Source organism: Pontibacter oryzae, from assembly GCF_003576375.1.
In the GTDB taxonomy this organism is placed as follows: Bacteria; Bacteroidota; Bacteroidia; order Cytophagales; family Hymenobacteraceae; genus Pontibacter; species Pontibacter oryzae.
Map to the genome: position 1 here is coordinate 351,048 of NZ_QWGE01000005.1, position 18,720 is coordinate 369,767.

Sequence of the window (18,720 nt, forward strand, 5' to 3'; positions counted from 1 at the left end):
GAGGTTTTTATACTTTGTCTTATGTTTATTCTCCTTTCACCACCTTTGCGCGCTCCGATACGCCGTTCTCGTTAAAGGCCTCTACCGTGAAGTAATACTCCTGATCGGTTGTCAGGCTTTTCAGCAGCAGTTCGTTTTCGTCGTACACCATCCAGGAATTGTAGAGCTTATCTGGCGCGATGCCCCACAGCACGTTATAGCCCTGTGCGCCTGCCTGCTTCTGCCAAGTAATTTTGGCATCGCGGCGGTCGGCTAGGCGGTCTACCTTAAAGCTTTTAACTTTGGATGGCGCCTTGCCCTGCCCCTTGCCAAACACGCGCAAGCCTGAAATAGACAGGTTGGTAGTTGGGGCATGGATGTTTTTGTAACGGATATAACGTACGGTTTGCGGGGTCGTCAGCTCCACGTAGTCGTTGGGCACATCCTTGTAATTGTTGGTCCTGTCTACCAGCATGGTCCAGTTTTTTCCGTCGGTAGAGCCCTCAATGGCATAGCGGTGGTAGAGGCCTGGCACTTTGCCGTAGATGTCTGATTTATGATCGTGATAGTTTACTTGGATGGCGTATACCTTGCCTGGCTTCTGCAAATCTATTTGTACCCACTGCTGATCATTGTTTTTCTCGGCTACCCAAAACGATTTCACGCTCTCGTCAACCATGTTCTCCGGGCCGAAGCCCTTCAGCGCCGACGAAGCCGTTACCGGCTTTTTGTAGGACAGCAGCATCCAGCCGGTGAACTCGCCCATTTTACCCGGTACCGCTGGCGCAAAGTGTGGGTAATCGCCGAAAGAGCTATTGGTATACATCAGTCCATCCTTATCAAAGTATGCCGGGAACATGCTGATGCGGCGCTCCCAGTTCATATTCACTGATACCGAGGCCGATCCGAAATGCCAGTACTGCCCATCGGGGCCCACCACGGTGCTACCGTGCCCAGCGCCATTCATAAAACCGCCCGGTTTATAGGATATGGGGTTATTGGGGGCATAAGTATAAGGCCCCAACGGGTTATCGGCCATGTACACGCCATCGGCATATACATTAAACTCGGTGCCCGGCGCGGCATACTGCATGTAGTATTTGCCGTTGTGCTTGGTCAGCCACGCGCCTTCCATATAGCCAGCCAGTACTGTATCAGCGTGGTTTTCGCCGAAGCGTTCCCAGCCGTGTTTATCGCCATGTAATTTAAATAGCTCGATTGTTTCCTTAGAAGGCGTGAAGCGCTTTTTCATGTTCAGCTTCTTCACCTTGATCGGGAAAGTGTTAGAGGAACCCCAAAACATATAGGCCTGCCCGTCATCATCAATGAAAAGGTCAGGATCCTGGATGTTGTTGATGATGGATGGCACCGCTTTCCAGTCACCTTTTTTAGGGTTATCTGTGTACAGGATGCTCATAGAGCCCGACGGGTTGCCGGTTACGTACAGCACAGAGTCTTTGTAATTATGCGCCGCCGGTGCGTTAGAACCTTCAAAATACCACTTGTCCGGGCTGATGAAGTTCCAGTTCTGCAGGTCTGTGGAGTGCCAGTAGCCCATGGAGCGCGTTACGAACATATAATACTCGTTCCGGAACTGTACTACGGCCGGGTCTGCGCCGGAGCGGTACGAGATATCCTTGTTGGAGTCGTACACGGCGTACGTATAATCAATGTTAATCGGGTTGCAGTAAGTACTGGCATGTGTACTCTGCGCCTGCAACTTGCCGTCTAATGCGCACAGCAACAGGGTAAACGCTGCGTAAATGGTTTTCTTCATAGATATATCTTGTACTTCTCTCAGGGCTTTGGCTGGATGGCAACTTTACACTTGAGCCAAACACCTGCCAAGCCATAACCATAGTTTGTTATGAAAGCCTGGCAATACCGACTATAGCACTGCCAGGCTTCTATGCTTAATTAATTTTCGGGCTCTCGAAACCCAGTTTTTTCAAGCCGCTTTGCACTTCCGGAGCGCTCATGAACAAATCCCAAAGCAAGCCAGTACGGCCGTTTTCGATCATCACCACGATCGGGCCCTGATCTATGCCCAAGTACCGCGGCGTGTACCAGTCTTTCTCTTCGCTGTAGGCATCGTAAAAGCCATACTTACCCCATACTTTGTCGCCCAGGTCCTCATACAAATGGCGAATCACTTTCATAGATTCCTTCGGGGCGTAAGGGTAGGACGACAAGGCCGCTGTAGGAGAGATTACTCCTAAATCGCGCTCCGGGCTATGCCCAGAGTAACCATTTACAGAATAGCTGGAGGTAAGCCCCCAGGCATCTTCACCGTAGCCTTTGTAATTTTTAGGGTTCTCCACACAATAGTCGTGCTGAATCATGGTGTGGTTCTCGTTCAGCTTCCAGTAGTCGGCATACCTGTCCTTGAGGCCGCGCGGATCTAAACCTAAGTATGAATAGTGCGCCCAGAACATTGGGCCTACGCTGCCCTTATGGCCGTTGTGGTTGAGAACCACCTCGCGGCCATACTTGGTGGCATCGGATTTAATGGCACCGTTTTGTGCCCAGCCCTCATGGTATACCTCGGCAGGCACCCCATGCGTTGGTGAGGCCGCTGCCAGCACGTACATTACCAGACACTCATTATAGCCGCTAACCGGGAAGTTCATCTCCCAGTTATACTCCGGGCTCCAATGCCAATAAAGTACATTCTGGCCATCCTTGCGGTACCAGTTCCAGTCAACGCCTTTCCATAACTTGTCTATCTGGCTAGCCAGAGCTTTTTCCTGTTGGTTGCCATCCTGCAGGTATTGGCGCACAGTAATGAGACCCTGCACCAAGAAAGCAGTTTCTACCAGGTCGCCGCCGTTGTCTTTTTTGCCAAATGGCCTCACTTTGCCAGTCTCGCCCTCAATCCAGTGCGACCAGGCGCCATGGAAACGATCGGCCTTCTCCAGGAAGTTCACCATTTTCTGCAAATGCGCTACACCTTCTTGGCGGCTAATGAAACCACGCTCCATACCTACCACAATGGCCATCAAGCCGAAACCTGTCGCCCCTGTGGTCACTACATTCCGGTCGTTTAGCGGGTATACACCATCCATGTGTATGCGCTCGCGTGCCAACCCGGAGTTAGGCTCAGCTCCATCCCAGAAATACTGAAAAGTTTGCTCCTGCACCTTCGTTAGCAGTGCCTCATCGGATAGGGTCTGCTCCAGGGCGTTGTCGTTAGCCGTGCCGGTTGCTGTAGCAGGTCCTGAAGCGCTTTGGCAGCCGTAAAGCAGTTGTGCAGCCAAGAGTGGAATGGCAAGTAGTTGTTTTCTCATAATTTGTAATTTGTGTATTTTGCTCTGTTAAAAGTATGATCGCACCCCTAGTGCAGGTATAGCGTTTGTTCCTGTGAGGCAGCTGCGCCTGTGAGCACCAATTTATACTTGCCGGGCTCCAGGTCCTTGCCTAATGCTATTTGCTCCAAGCCTTGCCCCCTGCTTACTGCATTCCATATGGTTTTGGCCTCGGAGCCGTCTTCTCTCAGCAGTTTTAAAGTATAGATACCAGCTGTTTTGGTAGCTACGCCGACTAGATAGTTCTCCTGATCAGGGTGCTTCAGTAAATCAACCTGGCCAGTGCGCACGTCGGCCATAACCAGTGGAAAACCAGTTTCATACACAGGTTTTTGGATACCTGCTTTTGCCAAGCCGTTCTGAATCTCGGGCAAATTAGTGAACAGGCTCCATAGCAGGCCACTGCGGTAGTTTTCTATCATTACTACAATTGGCCCTTGGTCTATAGCTAAATGACCTGAGGCAGTCCAGTTGCGCGCCTTGTTATGAGCATCTTTAAGCCCATACTCCCCTACTAGCTTGCTGCTTAACCCTTTATATAGGTTCCGCAAAACCTGCATGCTGTAATATGGCGTGTAAGGAAAAGAGCCTAATGCTGCTGTTGGTGCTACTGTGCCGTTGTCGTTGGTTGGTGAATGGGCAGCGTAACCGTCTGGGTCATCGGAGGCGGTAAGGCCCCAGAAGCTTTCGCTATATCCGTAGCCCTGCGGAGCAAACCCTAGTGAGTAAGCCCGGTTTATCATGGTGTGGTTCTGGTTGTGCTGCCAGTAGTTGGTATATGTATCCTCCATTTGCCGCGGGTCTAGGCTCAGGAAGGAATAATGTGCAAAGAAGAGCGGGCCGCCATAGCTCGGGCCCATTTTTAAAGGGTACCCTGCAAAGCTCTGGGCGCGGCCAAAGTTGGCGCTTACCCATGTGTTTCGGTATACATCCGAAGAAACCGGATGCGTTGGAGAAGATAGAGCCAGCAAATGTGTGATGAGCGCCTCGTTCCATCCAGTGATAGGCATGTTCATGTCCCAGCCAAAGTTTGGGCTCCAGTGCCAGTATAGCTTGCCATCGCCAAGTGATGCGTACCAATCCCACTCCACTGTTTCCCAGAGTTTGGTGATTTTCTGTCGAAGCTCTGCCTCTGCCCCTGCCCCGTCAAAGTATGCACGGGCGGTTAACAGGCCGTTCATCAAAAAGGAGGTTTCTACAAGGTCGCCCCCATTGTCTTTGGCACTGAAAGGTATAACTGCACCTGTGCTGCCATGAAGCCAGTGGCTCCAGGCTCCGTGAAAACGGTCGACAGTTGCTAAAAAGTCGGTAAGTTTGTTTAGTCGTTCTACAGCTTGTGCGCGGGTTATCCAGCCACGGTGCACGCCAACAATAATGGCTTGCACGCCAAAGCCAGTTCCGCCTGAGGTTACCACATCGCCGGAGCCGCTGCGTTCGCGCGCCATGCCGCTAGCGGGGTGTGCATACTCCCAGAAATAGCGAAAAGTAGCTTGCTGTACTTTATCCAGCAAAGCCTTATCCTCAGCAGTGGTAACAGGCACAGGGGTTACAGGGTCTGTAGGGGTTGGTGCAGGCTGCTGGCTGTCGTCTTTCTTGTCGGTGCAAGAAAGCAAAGCGCATAGCAGTAGCAGGCAACCATACCAAAGCTGTTTGTTGATCATTCTTGAGGGTTTTGGTAAAGGGAGGTAATTAAAGAAGTATGGAGCCATGCCAAGCACGGCTCCATACTTACTATTTTAAATATTAGTAACCAGGGTTTTGAGTAAGCCTTCCGCCACTTAGATCTATTTGTGTTTGAGGAATCGCGTATAACTCGTTTTTACCGGCGGTAAACTGCTTGCCAGCAGCCTTTAACACTTCCGCAGCTCTGCCTTGGCGAACGAGGTCATAGAAACGATCGCCTTCCAGTGCGAGCTCTACACGGCGCTCGTGCCAGATAATTTCACGCAGAGCTTGCTGTGTAGCCGACTCTATTGGGCCAAGCCCGGCTCTAACACGCACAAGGTTGAGGTTCTTTAACGCCTCAGCGTTCTGGTTTAGCTCGTTAGCAGCCTCGGCGCGCATCAGCAACACTTCTGCATAGCGCAGAATACGCATGTTTTGGTCTTTGCCATAACCGCAATCACGGGAAACGAAGCTAGGCACGTAGGCCTTTTGGTTATAACGCGGGTTTGGTGCGTTCTCATTGATCTTATCTCCTTCTGGCGTCGTTTCGCCCCTGAAAAGTATAGTAGCGTCTAAACGCTCATCACCAGGCTCATAAGCGTTTACCAGGTCCTCAGAAGGAACAGCAAAACCCCATCCGAATTGCCCACGCACGCCCTGCACTTCAGACCACTGCAGATTGGATGCGCCGCAGTTTCCTGGTACGGTTAGCGCCTGTACCTCAAAGATAGATTCCATGTTGTTCTCTCCTGAGATTCGGAATATATCATTGTACTTCGGAGTAAGGCCATAACCCAGGCTCATCACCTGGCCAGTAAGGTTCATTACTTCTGTCCAGTTTTTCTGATAAAGCTGTACTTTGGCCAGCAATGTTAGCGCTGCGCCTTTAGTGGCACGGCCAATGTTCATGGCATCGTAGCTCGCTGGCAACACCTGAGAAGCCTCTGTAAGGTCTTTGATGATTTGTTGGTAGACTTCTTCCTTAGGAGCACGAACAGGGTTTAACTCCTCCCCTGTTGTAGGCGGGTTTAGAAGCAAAGGAACGTCTCCGTAGGCACGAACAAGGTTAAAGTAATGATATGCACGCACAAACTTGGCTTCTGCAAGTAACCTGTTTTGCAGGTTTTGGTCCATCTCAATCTTAGGGATGTTTGACAGGGCCTGGTTTGTCAGGTTGATGCCTTGATATTGCCCTGCCCAATAGTCAGCAAGTATAAACTGCGTGGAGGTAAACGTAAAGTTATCGAAGTCGTTCATGAACGTGGCATCGCCTGGGTCACTGCCTTTGTCGGCATTGTCTGAGGCAATGTTTGTCATGGCTAAGTTAGCGAAAGCAGCCACCTTCCACTCGCGCAGGTTACCATAAATGGCATTTACAGACTGCACCGCATGTTCTGGGGTAACAAAGAAATTTTCTGCTTTCGGCTCTCCCTGCGGGTCTACATCAAGGAAGTCCTCTTTACAAGAGTATAGCCCGCTTAGTGCCAACATGCAACCAAGCGCTAGGGCTTTTCCTTTTTTTGTTCTTATCATGGTATTCATATTATCTTTTCCTATTAGAAGTTCACGTTTACACCGAAGTTGTAAGTAGCTGCTATTGGGTACACGTTGCGGTCTATACCTGCGCTGATCGGGGTACCGCCAATTTCTGGGGTAAAGCCTTTATAGCTGAACCAGGTTACAGGGTTTTGCGCATTTACATAGAAGCGAACACTCTGCATTTTCAGTTTGCTAACAAAATCGTTCTGCAAAGTATAGCCTAACTGTATATTGCGGATTCTGATATAGCTACCATCCTCTACATACCAGCTGTTTGGATCAAGGTTTGAACCGCTCAGTTTTGAGGATGGGTAAGAGTTAGAAGTGCCTGGTCCATTCCAGCGGTTGTCAAAGAAATCTTTGGTGTAGTTTTCGTTACCGAATCGAATTCCTTTGTTTGCATTATACACATCCACATCACCAACACCCTGTATATCCAGCAAGAAATCGAAGTTTTTAAAGGTCACGGAAGTGTTAATACCGTAGATAACACCCGGGTTAGGGTTGCCAAGCAGCACTCTGTCTCTAGAGTCAATCACGTTGTCGTTGTTTACATCGCGGTAGCGGAAATCACCTGGGGCTGCACCTGGTTGCGCTGAGTTATCTATTTCCTGCTGGGTCTGGAAAATGCCAGCCACATCATATCCATAGTATGAGCCTATTGGGTCGCCTAAGCGCGAAACCGTTGTAAAGTAACGGCCAATCGGCAGGCTACCGCCTAAAAGGAAAGTATTACCACCGGCAAGGCCTACTACTTCGTTCTTATTGAACGAAACGTTTCCGCCAATGCTGTAGCTAAAGTCGTTAGAGATGTCATCAGACCAGTTAGCCACTAATTCTAAACCAGTGTTTCTAAAGTCAGCAAAGTTACCTCTGATATTTTCGCCCTGTAAACCACCTGAAAGAAGCACCGGAACGTCAAACAAAGCATCGTTGGTTTGCTTTCTATACCAATCTGCCTCAAATGTTAAGCGGTTGTTCAGGAAACCTAGCTCTAAACCAAAGTCAAGCTCATCCACGCCTTCCCATAACAAAATGTTTGGAACCGTGCGAACGATACTCCCCCCTACGTAAGGCATTGGCGGGTTACCAAACACTGCTGTGTATCGAGGGCTAATTGTTGCTGTTAATTGGGCAACGTTTGTAGGGATACCGGCATTACCCAGCTTACCGTAGCTCGCGCGCACTTTCATAAAGTCCAGGTAAGCCAGGTCTTGCATGAACGGCTCTTCGGAAACTACCCAGCCTAAACCTACTGAAGGGAAGTTTTCCCAACGCGTATCTTTAGGGAATTTTGAAGATGCATCGCGGCGCAACGTAGCTGTGAGCAAATAGCGGTCTCTAAAGCTGTAGTTAACTCTACCGAAGTATGAATTAAAGCGCTCTTTATCCGCAGTATTCGAAATGCCGTATGTCTCAGGATCTCCCAGACCTAAAAACAACGTTGACTCAGAGTCGAAAGGCACGTCATTAGCTCTTCCTTCTAATCTTTCCCATTTAATTTCCTGGGCAGATGTACCTATTAAGGCTGTAACATCATGCTCGCCGAAAGTTTTAGAATAGGTCAATGTGTTTTCCCAGAGCCACTGGTTGTCTTTTCTTCTAGCCTTTACTAGCAGGCTTCGGTTAGCAAACTGCACAGAGGTTAGTGAGTCTTTAGCTTGGTAATTGCGGCTTTCACTTATACCATACTCCAAACCAAGGCTGGTTTTGAAAGTGAAGTTATTCATGAACTTAAGCTCACTGAACACATTACTTACCAAGCGCTGCCCGTTTGAAATTTGATTGTAGCGATCCAAAGTGGCGCGCGGGTTGGCAAAGTTACCTAAACCAATATCGGCTGGGTCGCCGTAGTTGCCATTGGCTTTAAAAACAGGCAAAACCGGAGGCGCTACAAATGCCTCATAAAGTACGCTACCCGGCGCGTCATTAGACTCAAAATCGTAGAATATGGCATTATAACCAACTTTTACGTTGTCGCTTAACTCTGCATCTGTTTGCAGGCGGGCGGTAATGCGCTCATAGTCATTCTTTTTAATAATACCTTCTTCGTTAAGGTATCCACCACTCAGGCTGTAGGTTATTTTTTCAGATCCACCTGAAACACTTACCTGGTGGTTATGAATAGATGCCGTTCGGAGCACTTCATCATACCAGTCTGTGCTTGGTGCATTAGGGTTTACTTTCTCGGTGCCTAACTTTTCGTTAACCAGGGTAGCGTACTCACGGGCATTGGCCATTTCCAGTTGGTTAGTGGCTTTCTTTACACCCACAAAGCCATTGTAGTTAATGCGTGGAGCCCCAGACTTTCCGCGCTTTGTAGTAACCAGAATTACACCGTTGGCCGCACGAACACCATAAATGGAGGCACTGGAAGCATCTTTCAACACATCCATAGACTCAATATCATTCGGGTTCAAGAAGCTAAGGTCGCTAACGATGGTACCGTCTACCACGTAAAGCGGCTCTACTTTACCCAGTACAGATCCCGCTCCGCGTATACGAACAGACGGGGAAGCCCCTGGCTGGCCATTGTTGGTGATAGACACACCCGCAACTTTACCTTGCAAGGAGCTTACCGGGTTTTGAGAAGCTTGCTTGTTAAGCTCTTCCCCTTTAACGGAAGCGATCGAGCCGGTCACGTCGCGCTTTTCCTGCACCCCATAACCTACTACTACTACCTGGCTCAGTTCGGTGTCCGAAACCTGGAGCTGAATATTTACCGTGTTTCTGTTATTAATAGGTACTTGCATACTTTGGTAGCCCAAGTAGCTAACTGACAATGTACCATTTGCCGGTGCGCTAATTGTGAAGTTACCAGTAGCGTCGGTTTGAGTGCCGGTACTTGTTCCCTGTACCATTACACCCGCTCCAATCAGCGGTTGTCCGGTAGAGGCATCGGTCACTTTGCCCTGCACAGAAATTGTATTTTGCGCAAAACTCAGGTGAACCGTAAGCAGGCACATGAGGAGGAGTAAAAAATTTTTCTTCATACGTGTTATCGTAAGGTTTAATGATTATTAGGTTGAGATGATAAATGTCTTGAAAAACCTAGCCCCTCCCAAAAAAGGCACTACTACATTACTACATCATAGCTGAAAATAGTGAGTGCTTACATTAGTAACGAATGCAAAAATCATCCTGGGTGAGTGTATACTCCCGTATACGTTGAGCAAGTGCGATTGATGAAGTGATGTAATAAAAAATGCCGCCTGAAGCACTGTTTCGGGCGGCATGAGTGGTAATGATGTGGTAATGATGTGGTGTTATATCTCCATCACAAACTCCACAAGGTTCTTATCGTGGTCCATGTTTAACTTTTTACGCAACCGGTACCTGCGCAGCTCTACCCCTCTCACAGTAATGTTGAGCAAGGACGCAATCTCTTTGCTGCACATGTTCATACGCAGGTAGGCACATAGCTTCAAATCATTGGGGGTGAGCTCCGGGTAGTCCTCTTTTAGCTTCTTAAAGTAGTTTGCATTGGTCTCATTAAAGCTCTTTTCAAACACATCCCAATCATTCTCAGAGCTCATGCCTTCTGTAATGATTTTTTGTATTTTCTTAAGCTGCTTCTCTGGCAACCTGTTCCCTTCCGAGTCCTGTAGCTTATTAACTTCCGTGCTTATATTCTGTAGCAGCTCATTTTTATTGACGATGTTAAGGGCTGTGCTGGCCAATTCACGGCTCTTGCTCGACAGCTCAGACTTTAGCTGTTCGTTTCGGAGTTTCACCAACTTCTGCTCATGAAGCATGGCTTCCTGGCGCAATTGCTCCTGCTTCTCTTCTTCGAGCTTCCTTTGGATCTGCTGCTGATCGCGCTGCAGTTTACGGTAATAGAAGCGACGCCCCAGCCATAGCAATACGGCAACTAAAAGGGCATAGCAAACATACGCCCACCAGGTAGCATACCAGGGTGGCGATATCGCGAAATGGTAAAGTGTACCCTCTGTTATAACCTCTCCGTTAATGCGAGCCCGCACACTAAAAGTATACTTCCCCTGGCTTAAGTTGGTAAACTCCTTCTGTGTGGCAGTGCTCCACGGCGACCACCTATCAGAATAGCCCTCTAGCAGATACTGGAACTGCACGTTTGCGTGCTTAAAGTATGGCAAGGCAAACGTAAACCTGATATTGTTCTGGCTATAAGGCAGCTTCAGTAAATCCGTTCGCTGCCCTGTTTCGCTCAATAACTGTTGCTGATCGGTTGTGTTCTCTACTTTCCGAATCAATACACTTGGCAGAGCCACGTTGCCCTGGGCCCGGGCCTGTGTGTTATAAATCACGAAGCCGTCATCTATACTTATCAGATAGATGGCATCACTTATTTTGCTGATGCTCTCATACTCCTGCACCATGCGCCCATCTAAAATACTGAACTGGTTAGTATTAACTTTCGGGCGCTGCGGGTCTGCAAGATCTACAAGCGCAACTTTGCCGTGGTTAATGAACCAATGCTTTTTGCCAGTGGCCGGTATGATTCTGTTGGATGTAGCCAGCTTCCCTATTTTACTGTTCAGCTCATCATACGGCGAGAAGCTGCCACTCAGTTCATTATAAAGGTAAAAACCGGCATCAGAGGAAAAAAGCAGGCTATTGTACAACCGCGATATGTTTACTTTATAGTTGCCTGGCAGGCCATCTGCTTTATCAAAGCTTTTGCTAGCGGTAACTTTTTTGAGTTCCGGGCTCAGGCTTAGCTTAAAGAGCCCTTTATAGGCGTGGCTTACCCAAATATTGCCAGCGTTATCCTGCTCCACATTCTTGCTGGGTTCTCCAAAGCCGCTTACTTTATGGGCGTATGCCCAGTGCCCATTCTTGTCTTTGCGATAAACGGCCAGGCCGGTATAAGTACCTTGGATTAGTGCGGTTGGGTCTGAGGGTAGTTTCTTTATCGTCCAGCCTCCTTTTAGATCAGAAATCTTTACAAGTTCACTTCCTTCCACCCGAAAAGTTCCTTCGTTGTGGCCACAAAGTAACTCGCCATCTATCTCGGTCAGCTCCCATACTTGCCCTTGGGAGTTTTCAATAATCTGAAAGTCAAGATTTTGAGCCGCATTGCTACTGCCAGGGTTCCACTTGCTATAAAACAAACCCTGGTTTGTGCCCAGGTATATTTTGCCCTCGTGTATGGTGCTGCTGTATACGGTGCCAAAGGTGCCTACCTTATCAAAGTAAAAGTATAAAGGTGAGTTTATCTCCACACGGTCAACGCCATTATCCAGTCCAACCCATAGGTTTTGGGAGGAATCGGTGTAGAGGTTCAGGACGGTATTATTCTGCAGACCGCTGTTCTTATTAAGTTTATGGACCAGCTGGCCGCTCTCGTCCAGAATGACCACACCGTTAAGGATAGTACCGAAGGCGTAATAGCGGCCGTTTACCTTAGCACCATTGTTTAGCTGATTGGCGCGCAGGTAGTTATCTGCCTCGTTTTGCCAAGGGGTAAAGTCGACGCCATCGTATATATAGATTCCGTGTCTGGCTGTACCTATCAGTAGCCGCCCCTTTGTAAATGGCAGCACCGTTAGGATACGGGTGTTGGCAAGCTTATCGTTGTTATTTAGCCGGTGCAGGCTATCATTTTTCAACTCAAAAAGGCCCTGCCCTATTACATCGGCAAAATAGCGGTTACCAGCTTTGAGCAGGAATAAGTAAGGTTGGCTGGCTTTCACCACTTTTATCTTACCGGCCTGGTAAATAAAGATGCTCGCAAATGACTGGAAGTATACTTTATCGCCATCAGCGTAAATTTTCCAGATCTCGTCTTTGGGGCGGTGCTCTTCAGGTACTAGGCCTACCAGCGACGTATAATTGAAACGCCCTTGCTTGTCGTAGCTCCAGTAGCCCATTTCGCCAAAGCCGCCAGCGTACACCCGGCCTTTCTTATCGGTAGCCACAGAGCGCACGATCAGCTTGTTTGGCATCTGGAATAGTTCCCAGCTATTTCCGTCGTAAGCCAGAAGGCCATTGGAGTTACCGTAGTACATAACCCCATCCTTGCCCTGCGCCACCGACCAATTCTGGTTGCCTGCCTGGTATATTGCTTTTGTATAATTCTGAATATAAGGATATCCCAGATTTCCGACTGTGTTACCGAGAGCTCCAAAGGAGAACAAAAGCAGCACAAGCGGCAAAATAAATCTATCGTATACCACTTTCTTCATACAAGACATCATTAAGGTTTAATTCTTGTCTTTCTGAAGGGCAATATCTTAAAAATAGCCCAAAAAGCCGCTAAAACTTTTAGAAAGTAAACCTATGTTGGCACATCACTAACATAGGCCATATACGCTTTGTTATATTCATGCCTTGTATGCCCGATGCTTAAGACCCCTGCCCCAAACCGTTGGCTTTATCATTTAGAGTATAGCGCAAGGTATGCTTTTGCTGATTAGCCATGCAGAAAGACAGCCCGGTGGGCAAACTAGGCATCGCAACTAAAAACTAAAGTATTTGCCACTGAAAGGCTAAACTTACTCTCCCGGAAAGTATGGGTTTGCCTGCAGGTTTCATGCCACTGCTGCACCAAAGAATTAATCTCCTGGCCAGGCTTTAACGAACAAAAATGGCCGCTGGCAGTAGGTACATATATATTTTATTAACTGTTCGCAACAACTATTACCGACTTTATTCCGAAGAAGTAGGGCTACCAGGTAAGATAGCCAGTAATTTTCGGTTGGCTTTAAAGCCAGAATACTGTAGCAGCCCGAAGTATAAACCACAAAAACGCCAATACCACAGATATGAGCAATTCAGACTTAAACAGATTAGCCGGCAAAGTAGCTATAGTTACAGGGGCCAGTTCCGGAATCGGGCAGGGCATCGCCATCGCCATGGGGCAGGCCGGTGCCCACATCGTTGTTAATTTTCATTCGGATGAGGAAGGAGCCCTGGAAACGCAAAAGCAGATTAAACAGGCTGGCGGAAAAGCTGTTACGCTGGAGGCTGATGTTTCAAAACCCGAGGATGCCCAACTGCTCGTAGACACCGCAATCAAGCAATTCGGCACCGTGGATATACTTGTGAATAATGCCGGCGTGCAGCAGGATCAGGACTTCCTTAAGATGTCGATGGAAGAGTGGCAAACTGTTATAGATATAAACCTGACGGGCCATTTCCTTTGCGCCCAGGCAGTGGCCAGAGAGTTTGCAAAACGCAAGGTGCAACCCGAAGCGCGCACTGCCGCTGGGCATATCATCTTCATCAGCTCGGTGCACGATATTATTCCGTGGGCTGGCAGGGCTAACTATACCGCTGCCAAGGGCGGCCTGCAGATGCTCATGAAAACACTGGCCCAAGAGCTGGCCAAGTATAAAATCAGGGTTAATGGCATTTCGCCGGGAGCTATAAAGACTGATATCAACCGCAAGGAATGGGAAACCGAGGAAGGCCGTAAGAAGATGCTTGCACAAATACCCTATGGCCGTATTGGAGCGCCAGAAGATATCGCGAAAGTAGCCGTTTGGCTAGCCACCGACGAAGCAGATTATATTACCGGCACTACTATTTACGTGGACGGTGGCATGACCCTTTACCCCTCTTTTAACAGCTAAGCAAGCAGCAAATTATAAAGTATAAATCTGGTTTTGTACCTTCGGCACGAGATGGTGCCTCCTCTTATCGCGCCTTGTGCTCAACCTGGTTTATTATACTTTTAGCTTTCGCCATGCAGCAACTGACTCCAAACTGGATCATACTTTTACCTTTCCTGGGAGGAATTGCCGTTACAACGCAGGCAGCTGTTAACGGCCAGTTGCGCGAGCAGGTGCAGAGCCCATTAGTAGCTGCTTTTATATCGTTTGGAGTAGGTACGCTGGTGCTAGGCCTGCTTATACTCTTAACCAAACAACAGCTTCCGACCTATCAGCAATTGGTTGGCATTTCGCCACACAAGCTCATGGGCGGAGTGCTAGGGGCTTTCTTCGTGACCAGTATTATACTTTCGGTGCAGCGCCTGAGCGTGGCAAATATCTTCGCGCTGGTGGTGGCCGGCCAGTTAGGCATCGCCTTGCTCTACGACCATTTCGGAATGATAGGCGTGCGCCAAAGTCCTGTTACGCTTACACGCCTGGCAGGGCTAGCTTTTCTCATACTTGGTGCTTACCTTATCAATAAAAAGTAGTTTAAGAAGCGCTCTCTACAGCCTGTGTTCTTAAAGCGTTCAGGCCCCATATCCTCGCAAACTTTACCATGTCATTCCTATACCCCAGAAAAAACTACTGAGAAGGATTGATACTTCCATTTTATGCTTTGGAGGTTCTTAACAAGAAGGCGCTGATTTTCTGGCTAATGCTTGGTTAGCTTTCCTCAGTTTTTTGCTGGCTCGCCTTTATCATATCCAGCAACAGGCCCGACCAGGTAAAGCTGTGAGCGCCGTGGCCTGCGCCAGTAAAGGGGTCATAATACTCTCTGAACCCACTCTTGGTGATCAGTTTTTTTACACTTAGCAGCAGCCCGTCTGCTTCTTCTTTATACCCTTTGCGCAGCAGGAAACGGTGCATGAACCAATTAAACACAACCCATGTTGGCCCGCGCCAAATATACACCGACTCTCTGGGGTTAAAGGCCGGCTCCCGCACCGATAGCGATGGAATCGGGAAAGGTACGTGAAAGCCGTCTTGCCCAAGTAAGTGCCGCTCCAGCACGGCTTCACTGATATGTACAGGAATATTATTGAGCACCACCGGAAAGAAAATAGTGGCCGTGGCAATGCGGAGCTGTTTCATGTTGTGGCCTGCCAGATCGTAAAAGGCATAATCCTGTGGGTTATACATATACTTCAGGATGCTGTCGCTGCAACGCTCGGCCCGGGCTTTGTAGGTAGCTGCATCCGGGTCCTTCGCAGCGGCGCATAACGCAGCAAGCGCGTGCAGGTTTTGGGCATAAATGGTGTTATAGGCTACATCCTTTACAATAAAATTATCTTGCTTATAAATTCGCTTCAGGTTATAGCCACGCCGGAAGTTGCCCATCTCCAGCCACATCACCTTCAGGAACAAACGCCAGTTGGCACGGCCTGGGCCAAAGTTTAGCACCGGGTCGTAGCTGGCCTTCCAGTCCATACCCGACTCGTAAGGCGAGATGATGGAAAGCAGGCCCTCGCCCTCGAAATCACGGTTTTGGTGCAGCCAGTTGTAATAGGCTTTCAGCTTTGGCAGCATCTCCTTCAGAAAACCAGTGTCGTGGGTGCGGTTATAGATGCGCTGAACGGCCTCGGCTACCAGGGGCGGTTGCACAAGCGCTGTCATGTGGGGTTTGGTTAGCCGGAACAGTGATTTGGGCCTTAGCTGAAATACATCGGTGCTGCGCGCCGGGAACGGGTGCTTCCAGTAAAGTATATGGCCCACAAACCCATCCTGCTCCTGCAACTGAAACAGGCTTTTGATGTGCTTTTTGGCCATGTCATACTCTTCTAAGGCAGTAAGCGTGTACACATGGAAACAGGTATCCCAGAAGTACTGAAAAGGGTACGTGCCTGGCGAGGGCTTAGTGTAGTGAAACGTATAGCCGCCGTTCTGCCCCTCGATCATGTTGGCATAAAGCACTTCGCGCACTTGTGCCTCTATCTGCGCATCGGTCAGCAAGTCCTGATTCTCCATAGCCAGCTTATTTAATATATTCATCCCAGCCGGCATACTGCTGCGTTACTTTACCTAAGGGCAAGGCCAGGCCTGCAACCAGTGCGCCCAACACCAAGCCAGAAATGTGCAGCGTTATTGGCCCACCTACAAACCAGGGAGCTACGGCCAGCACCAACCCCAGCAGCACGTTCAGGTAGCGGCCGCGGCGCATAGGCTCTCCCATACAAATCACGGACACTACTACTATCAGCGAACCGGCCAGGTGGAACGTATCCGCCACTGTATCTTGTATCGGGATGCCGAACATGCCCGGCGTAAATACAGCCGCTATACCTAGCAAGGTTGAAACCACCAGCGTCCAGGGGAAGCTCATGCCCCAGATAGAAGCCAAGAATACTTTACCGGGATGCTCTGGAAGGCTCATCATTTCAGGAGCGTGTTCCTCTTTTTCGCCGCCCCCTATGGTGCCGCCTTTCCAGAACAGCTTCCAAAAGCTCTCCTCGCCTTCTTTATACTTCTTCTTCATAAACTGGCCCATAGCAATTACCTCGTCTACCTCCAGCGGAATCATGGGGAGCATGATGGCCGCCGCCAGCAGGCAGAACGTGCACCAGGCCCCACCACGATGGGCTGCGAAATAACCAGGAAAATGTGTACTAAGCCCAGCGGAATAACTAGTATGCCGAACAGGGCCACCATCCAAGGCATGGTGCGCCAGCGTGCCGGGCTGCCCATCCAGCCCATCAAAAACTCAATGGTATAGGCAATAGCGCCCAGGCCGGCATCTGAAACAGGCATGGAGTGTGACATACTTGAGTTTAACACCTTTTCGCTGGCTTCTCCGAAAAACGGGTCCCACACGGTATCGATGTAACCCAGCTGAAAAGCAGCCAGATAGCGCGACACTACCCAACCAATGAAGCCTGCCACAATCATGATCCAGCGCTGCGGCCAGCTGGAAGGGTTATAGCTCCAGCCCGGAGGCACTTGTGGACCCATTTTCATGTACATGATCATGTTGGGCATGCCGGGTATAAGTATGGTGAGCCCAATAATGAGGGCGCCAACCAGTGTATCGTTCAGGTAGGCCACCGCCGATGGCGACCAGAAAAGTAAAGGTGCCATCGTTATCCAGATACCAATGAAGCAGCAGATCCAAATGCTTACCGGCCGGTTTGGAGTTAGCCCGCGCCAGCCGAAAATAATCAGCAAGGCCCCGCTTATAATGTCGCTCCACTTCATGAACGCAATGCGTTGGGGCATACTTAGCCATACCTCGCGCCCCCCTGATGGCTCTACCGTGCCGATGCCATAATCAAAGGTAAGAGGCGATAGCAGCACCCAGGCCCCTAAAAGTATGATCGTCCAGTAAACCCACAGCGTTTGCATGTGGTGCATGTGCAGCATTTTCTTCCTCATTTCGGAGTCCATCTGCATGCTGCCCCCCGAATCCTGGCCACTGCCGTGCATCTTCTTGTTATGCTCCCGTACCTGCTTTTCTGCCATGGGCCGAGTTACGCCGCGTATACCCATCCCTCCGTTTTGCTGCCCGTCTTTCTCGTGCTGGTCCTTTTGGTCTTTTTCCATAGTATGTGGTAGGGTTTTGATGTACTGTGTTGGTATACGGAGTTATACTTTGTGGGATATTTTGAAGCGCTATGCATGTTATTGTATCAACATCCGAGCTAATTACGCGTATCATTTGGGGGAGCTATGTGCTCTTAAACTTAGCTATGGAGGAGCAAGCAACATGTCGTTAAAAGATCTGATCAATAAAATAAAAGAAGAAGTAAAGGTAGTGCAGGGCGAAAAGACAAAAGACAAGCTGTACGAGAACCACAACACCTACCCCACCGAGGCAGAAGCTGTAACTGCTTTTGCCGAGTCGCGGCGCAAGCTGTTCGACGTAAACTGCTGGACGCAGCTTTCTGGCATCAACTCCACCTTCGAATTATTTGACCCGCAAGGCCAGGCCAGCGCCACCAAACAACCCCAAACGGGCTATTTCATCAAAATCATACTTCCGGGGTCCACTATCGAGAACTGGGTAGAGATCACGGACATCTGGGAAGAGGAAAACTTGGCCGAGTTTATCGTGCATCCCAGCAGAAACCCACAGGAAGCAGGCTCAGCCGATGTAGAACACTTTTTTATTAAGGAGGCGAGCAGCACGTTTCGGGTTACCCGCGAAGGGAGCACCCTTTACGGGTACGAGATCGGCAAAAACGAAGGCATTAACAACCAGGGCGAGGAAGCCGGCGACCGGGCCATCCTGAACACGTTTGTGGCAGAAGGTGGCTGGGCCATATTTCAAGAATTGCAATGGGACAAGCTAACTCGCTACTTGGTTCACTTGGAAGAGGCTACGGAAGAATAGAACGTATAAATTTGGTTACTGAAAGAGCACTTGTTGCCAGGTGCTCTTTTTTTGTTGAAATTTATTACTTTTAACAAGAAGGTTATTCCGGTGAGCAGCTGTTTTTAGCTAATAACCGGAATAACTCCTTATATACCATAGTTGGCCGTGATTGGGATTATTTTCGGGTTTTAAAGTGGCGTGTCTTTCAGGCTTTTTGAGGGGCTGGAGGGCATCAAAGGCCACTAAAGCCGGGCAACGGTCAGCAAAAGAGCCAAAGGAGGAAACGGGG

The 18,720-nt window shown here is 49.1% G+C and carries 12 protein-coding genes; 3 read left to right on the forward strand and 9 right to left on the reverse strand.

What is annotated here, in order from left to right; translation table 11 throughout:
• Positions 1-25: 25 nt before the first annotated feature.
• From D1627_RS16290 to D1627_RS16315, 6 genes are all read right to left on the reverse strand, one after another.
• On the reverse strand, positions 26-1,756 hold the full coding sequence (locus D1627_RS16290; protein WP_119433331.1) for a family 43 glycosylhydrolase: 1,731 nt from the start codon (positions 1,754-1,756) through the stop codon (positions 26-28).
• 136 nt (positions 1,757-1,892) lie between these two features.
• Positions 1,893-3,266, reverse strand: a complete 1,374-nt coding sequence (locus tag D1627_RS16295; RefSeq protein ID WP_119433332.1) for a glucoamylase family protein — start codon at positions 3,264-3,266, stop codon at positions 1,893-1,895.
• Positions 3,267-3,313: 47 nt separating this feature from the next.
• Positions 3,314-4,945 carry a glucoamylase family protein gene (locus D1627_RS16300; RefSeq protein WP_119433333.1) on the reverse strand — a complete coding sequence of 544 codons (1,632 nt, stop codon included), beginning with the start codon at positions 4,943-4,945 and terminating at the stop codon, positions 3,314-3,316.
• 82 nt (positions 4,946-5,027) lie between these two features.
• Positions 5,028-6,482: a RagB/SusD family nutrient uptake outer membrane protein gene (locus D1627_RS16305; RefSeq protein ID WP_199688452.1), complete on the reverse strand. Its 1,455-nt coding sequence runs from the start codon at positions 6,480-6,482 to the stop codon at positions 5,028-5,030.
• A gap of 23 nt (positions 6,483-6,505) precedes the next feature.
• A complete protein-coding gene (locus tag D1627_RS16310; protein ID WP_119433334.1) occupies positions 6,506-9,481 on the reverse strand; it encodes a SusC/RagA family TonB-linked outer membrane protein in 2,976 nt (991 codons plus the stop codon).
• Positions 9,482-9,754: 273 nt separating this feature from the next.
• A complete protein-coding gene (locus D1627_RS16315; protein ID WP_119433335.1) occupies positions 9,755-12,655 on the reverse strand; it encodes a triple tyrosine motif-containing protein in 2,901 nt (966 codons plus the stop codon).
• A 579-nt stretch (positions 12,656-13,234) separates the two neighbouring features.
• Here D1627_RS16315 and D1627_RS16320 point away from each other — a divergent pair.
• On the forward strand, positions 13,235-14,044 hold the full coding sequence (locus tag D1627_RS16320) for a glucose 1-dehydrogenase (RefSeq protein WP_119433336.1): 810 nt from the start codon (positions 13,235-13,237) through the stop codon (positions 14,042-14,044).
• Positions 14,045-14,157: 113 nt separating this feature from the next.
• Positions 14,158-14,613, forward strand: coding sequence for a DMT family transporter (locus D1627_RS16325; protein WP_119433337.1), 456 nt, complete (start codon positions 14,158-14,160; stop codon positions 14,611-14,613).
• Between the two features lie 175 nt (positions 14,614-14,788).
• Here the strand turns inward: D1627_RS16325 and D1627_RS16330 are convergent, their stop codons facing one another.
• Genes D1627_RS16330 through D1627_RS16335 form a run of 3 tightly spaced genes read right to left on the reverse strand, consistent with a single transcriptional unit; the run spans position 14,789 to position 17,659 of the window.
• Positions 14,789-16,114, reverse strand: coding sequence for an amylo-alpha-1,6-glucosidase (locus D1627_RS16330; RefSeq protein WP_233555666.1), 1,326 nt, complete (start codon positions 16,112-16,114; stop codon positions 14,789-14,791).
• Entirely contained in the window at positions 16,098-16,643 is a 546-nt protein-coding gene (locus D1627_RS18565; RefSeq protein WP_233555667.1) for an SPW repeat domain-containing protein, read from the reverse strand. Before D1627_RS18565 ends, D1627_RS16330 begins: the two co-directional genes overlap by 17 nt.
• Positions 16,640-17,659: a vitamin K epoxide reductase family protein gene (locus D1627_RS16335; RefSeq protein WP_233555668.1), complete on the reverse strand. Its 1,020-nt coding sequence runs from the start codon at positions 17,657-17,659 to the stop codon at positions 16,640-16,642. Before D1627_RS16335 ends, D1627_RS18565 begins: the two co-directional genes overlap by 4 nt.
• A 163-nt stretch (positions 17,660-17,822) precedes the next feature.
• Between D1627_RS16335 and D1627_RS16340 the strand changes: the two genes are divergently transcribed.
• Positions 17,823-18,449: a hypothetical protein gene (locus D1627_RS16340; RefSeq protein ID WP_119433338.1), complete on the forward strand. Its 627-nt coding sequence runs from the start codon at positions 17,823-17,825 to the stop codon at positions 18,447-18,449.
• Positions 18,450-18,720: the final 271 nt, after the last annotated feature.

Excerpts from the sequence above, each read along its gene's own strand:
- D1627_RS16290 (WP_119433331.1), bottom strand. The coding sequence starts at position 1,756 with ATGAAGAAAACCATTTACGCAGCGTTTACCCTGTTGCTGTGCGCATTA.
- D1627_RS16295 (WP_119433332.1), bottom strand. The coding sequence starts at position 3,266 with ATGAGAAAACAACTACTTGCCATTCCACTCTTGGCTGCACAACTGCTT.
- D1627_RS16300 (WP_119433333.1), bottom strand. The coding sequence starts at position 4,945 with ATGATCAACAAACAGCTTTGGTATGGTTGCCTGCTACTGCTATGCGCT.
- D1627_RS16305 (WP_199688452.1), bottom strand. The coding sequence starts at position 6,482 with ATGATAAGAACAAAAAAAGGAAAAGCCCTAGCGCTTGGTTGCATGTTG.
- D1627_RS16310 (WP_119433334.1), bottom strand. The coding sequence starts at position 9,481 with ATGAAGAAAAATTTTTTACTCCTCCTCATGTGCCTGCTTACGGTTCAC.
- D1627_RS16315 (WP_119433335.1), bottom strand. The coding sequence starts at position 12,655 with ATGAAGAAAGTGGTATACGATAGATTTATTTTGCCGCTTGTGCTGCTT.
- D1627_RS16320 (WP_119433336.1), top strand. The coding sequence starts at position 13,235 with ATGAGCAATTCAGACTTAAACAGATTAGCCGGCAAAGTAGCTATAGTT.
- D1627_RS16325 (WP_119433337.1), top strand. The coding sequence starts at position 14,158 with ATGCAGCAACTGACTCCAAACTGGATCATACTTTTACCTTTCCTGGGA.
- D1627_RS16330 (WP_233555666.1), bottom strand. The coding sequence starts at position 16,114 with ATGAATATATTAAATAAGCTGGCTATGGAGAATCAGGACTTGCTGACC.
- D1627_RS18565 (WP_233555667.1), bottom strand. The coding sequence starts at position 16,643 with ATGATTCCGCTGGAGGTAGACGAGGTAATTGCTATGGGCCAGTTTATG.
- D1627_RS16335 (WP_233555668.1), bottom strand. The coding sequence starts at position 17,659 with ATGGAAAAAGACCAAAAGGACCAGCACGAGAAAGACGGGCAGCAAAAC.
- D1627_RS16340 (WP_119433338.1), top strand. The coding sequence starts at position 17,823 with ATGTCGTTAAAAGATCTGATCAATAAAATAAAAGAAGAAGTAAAGGTA.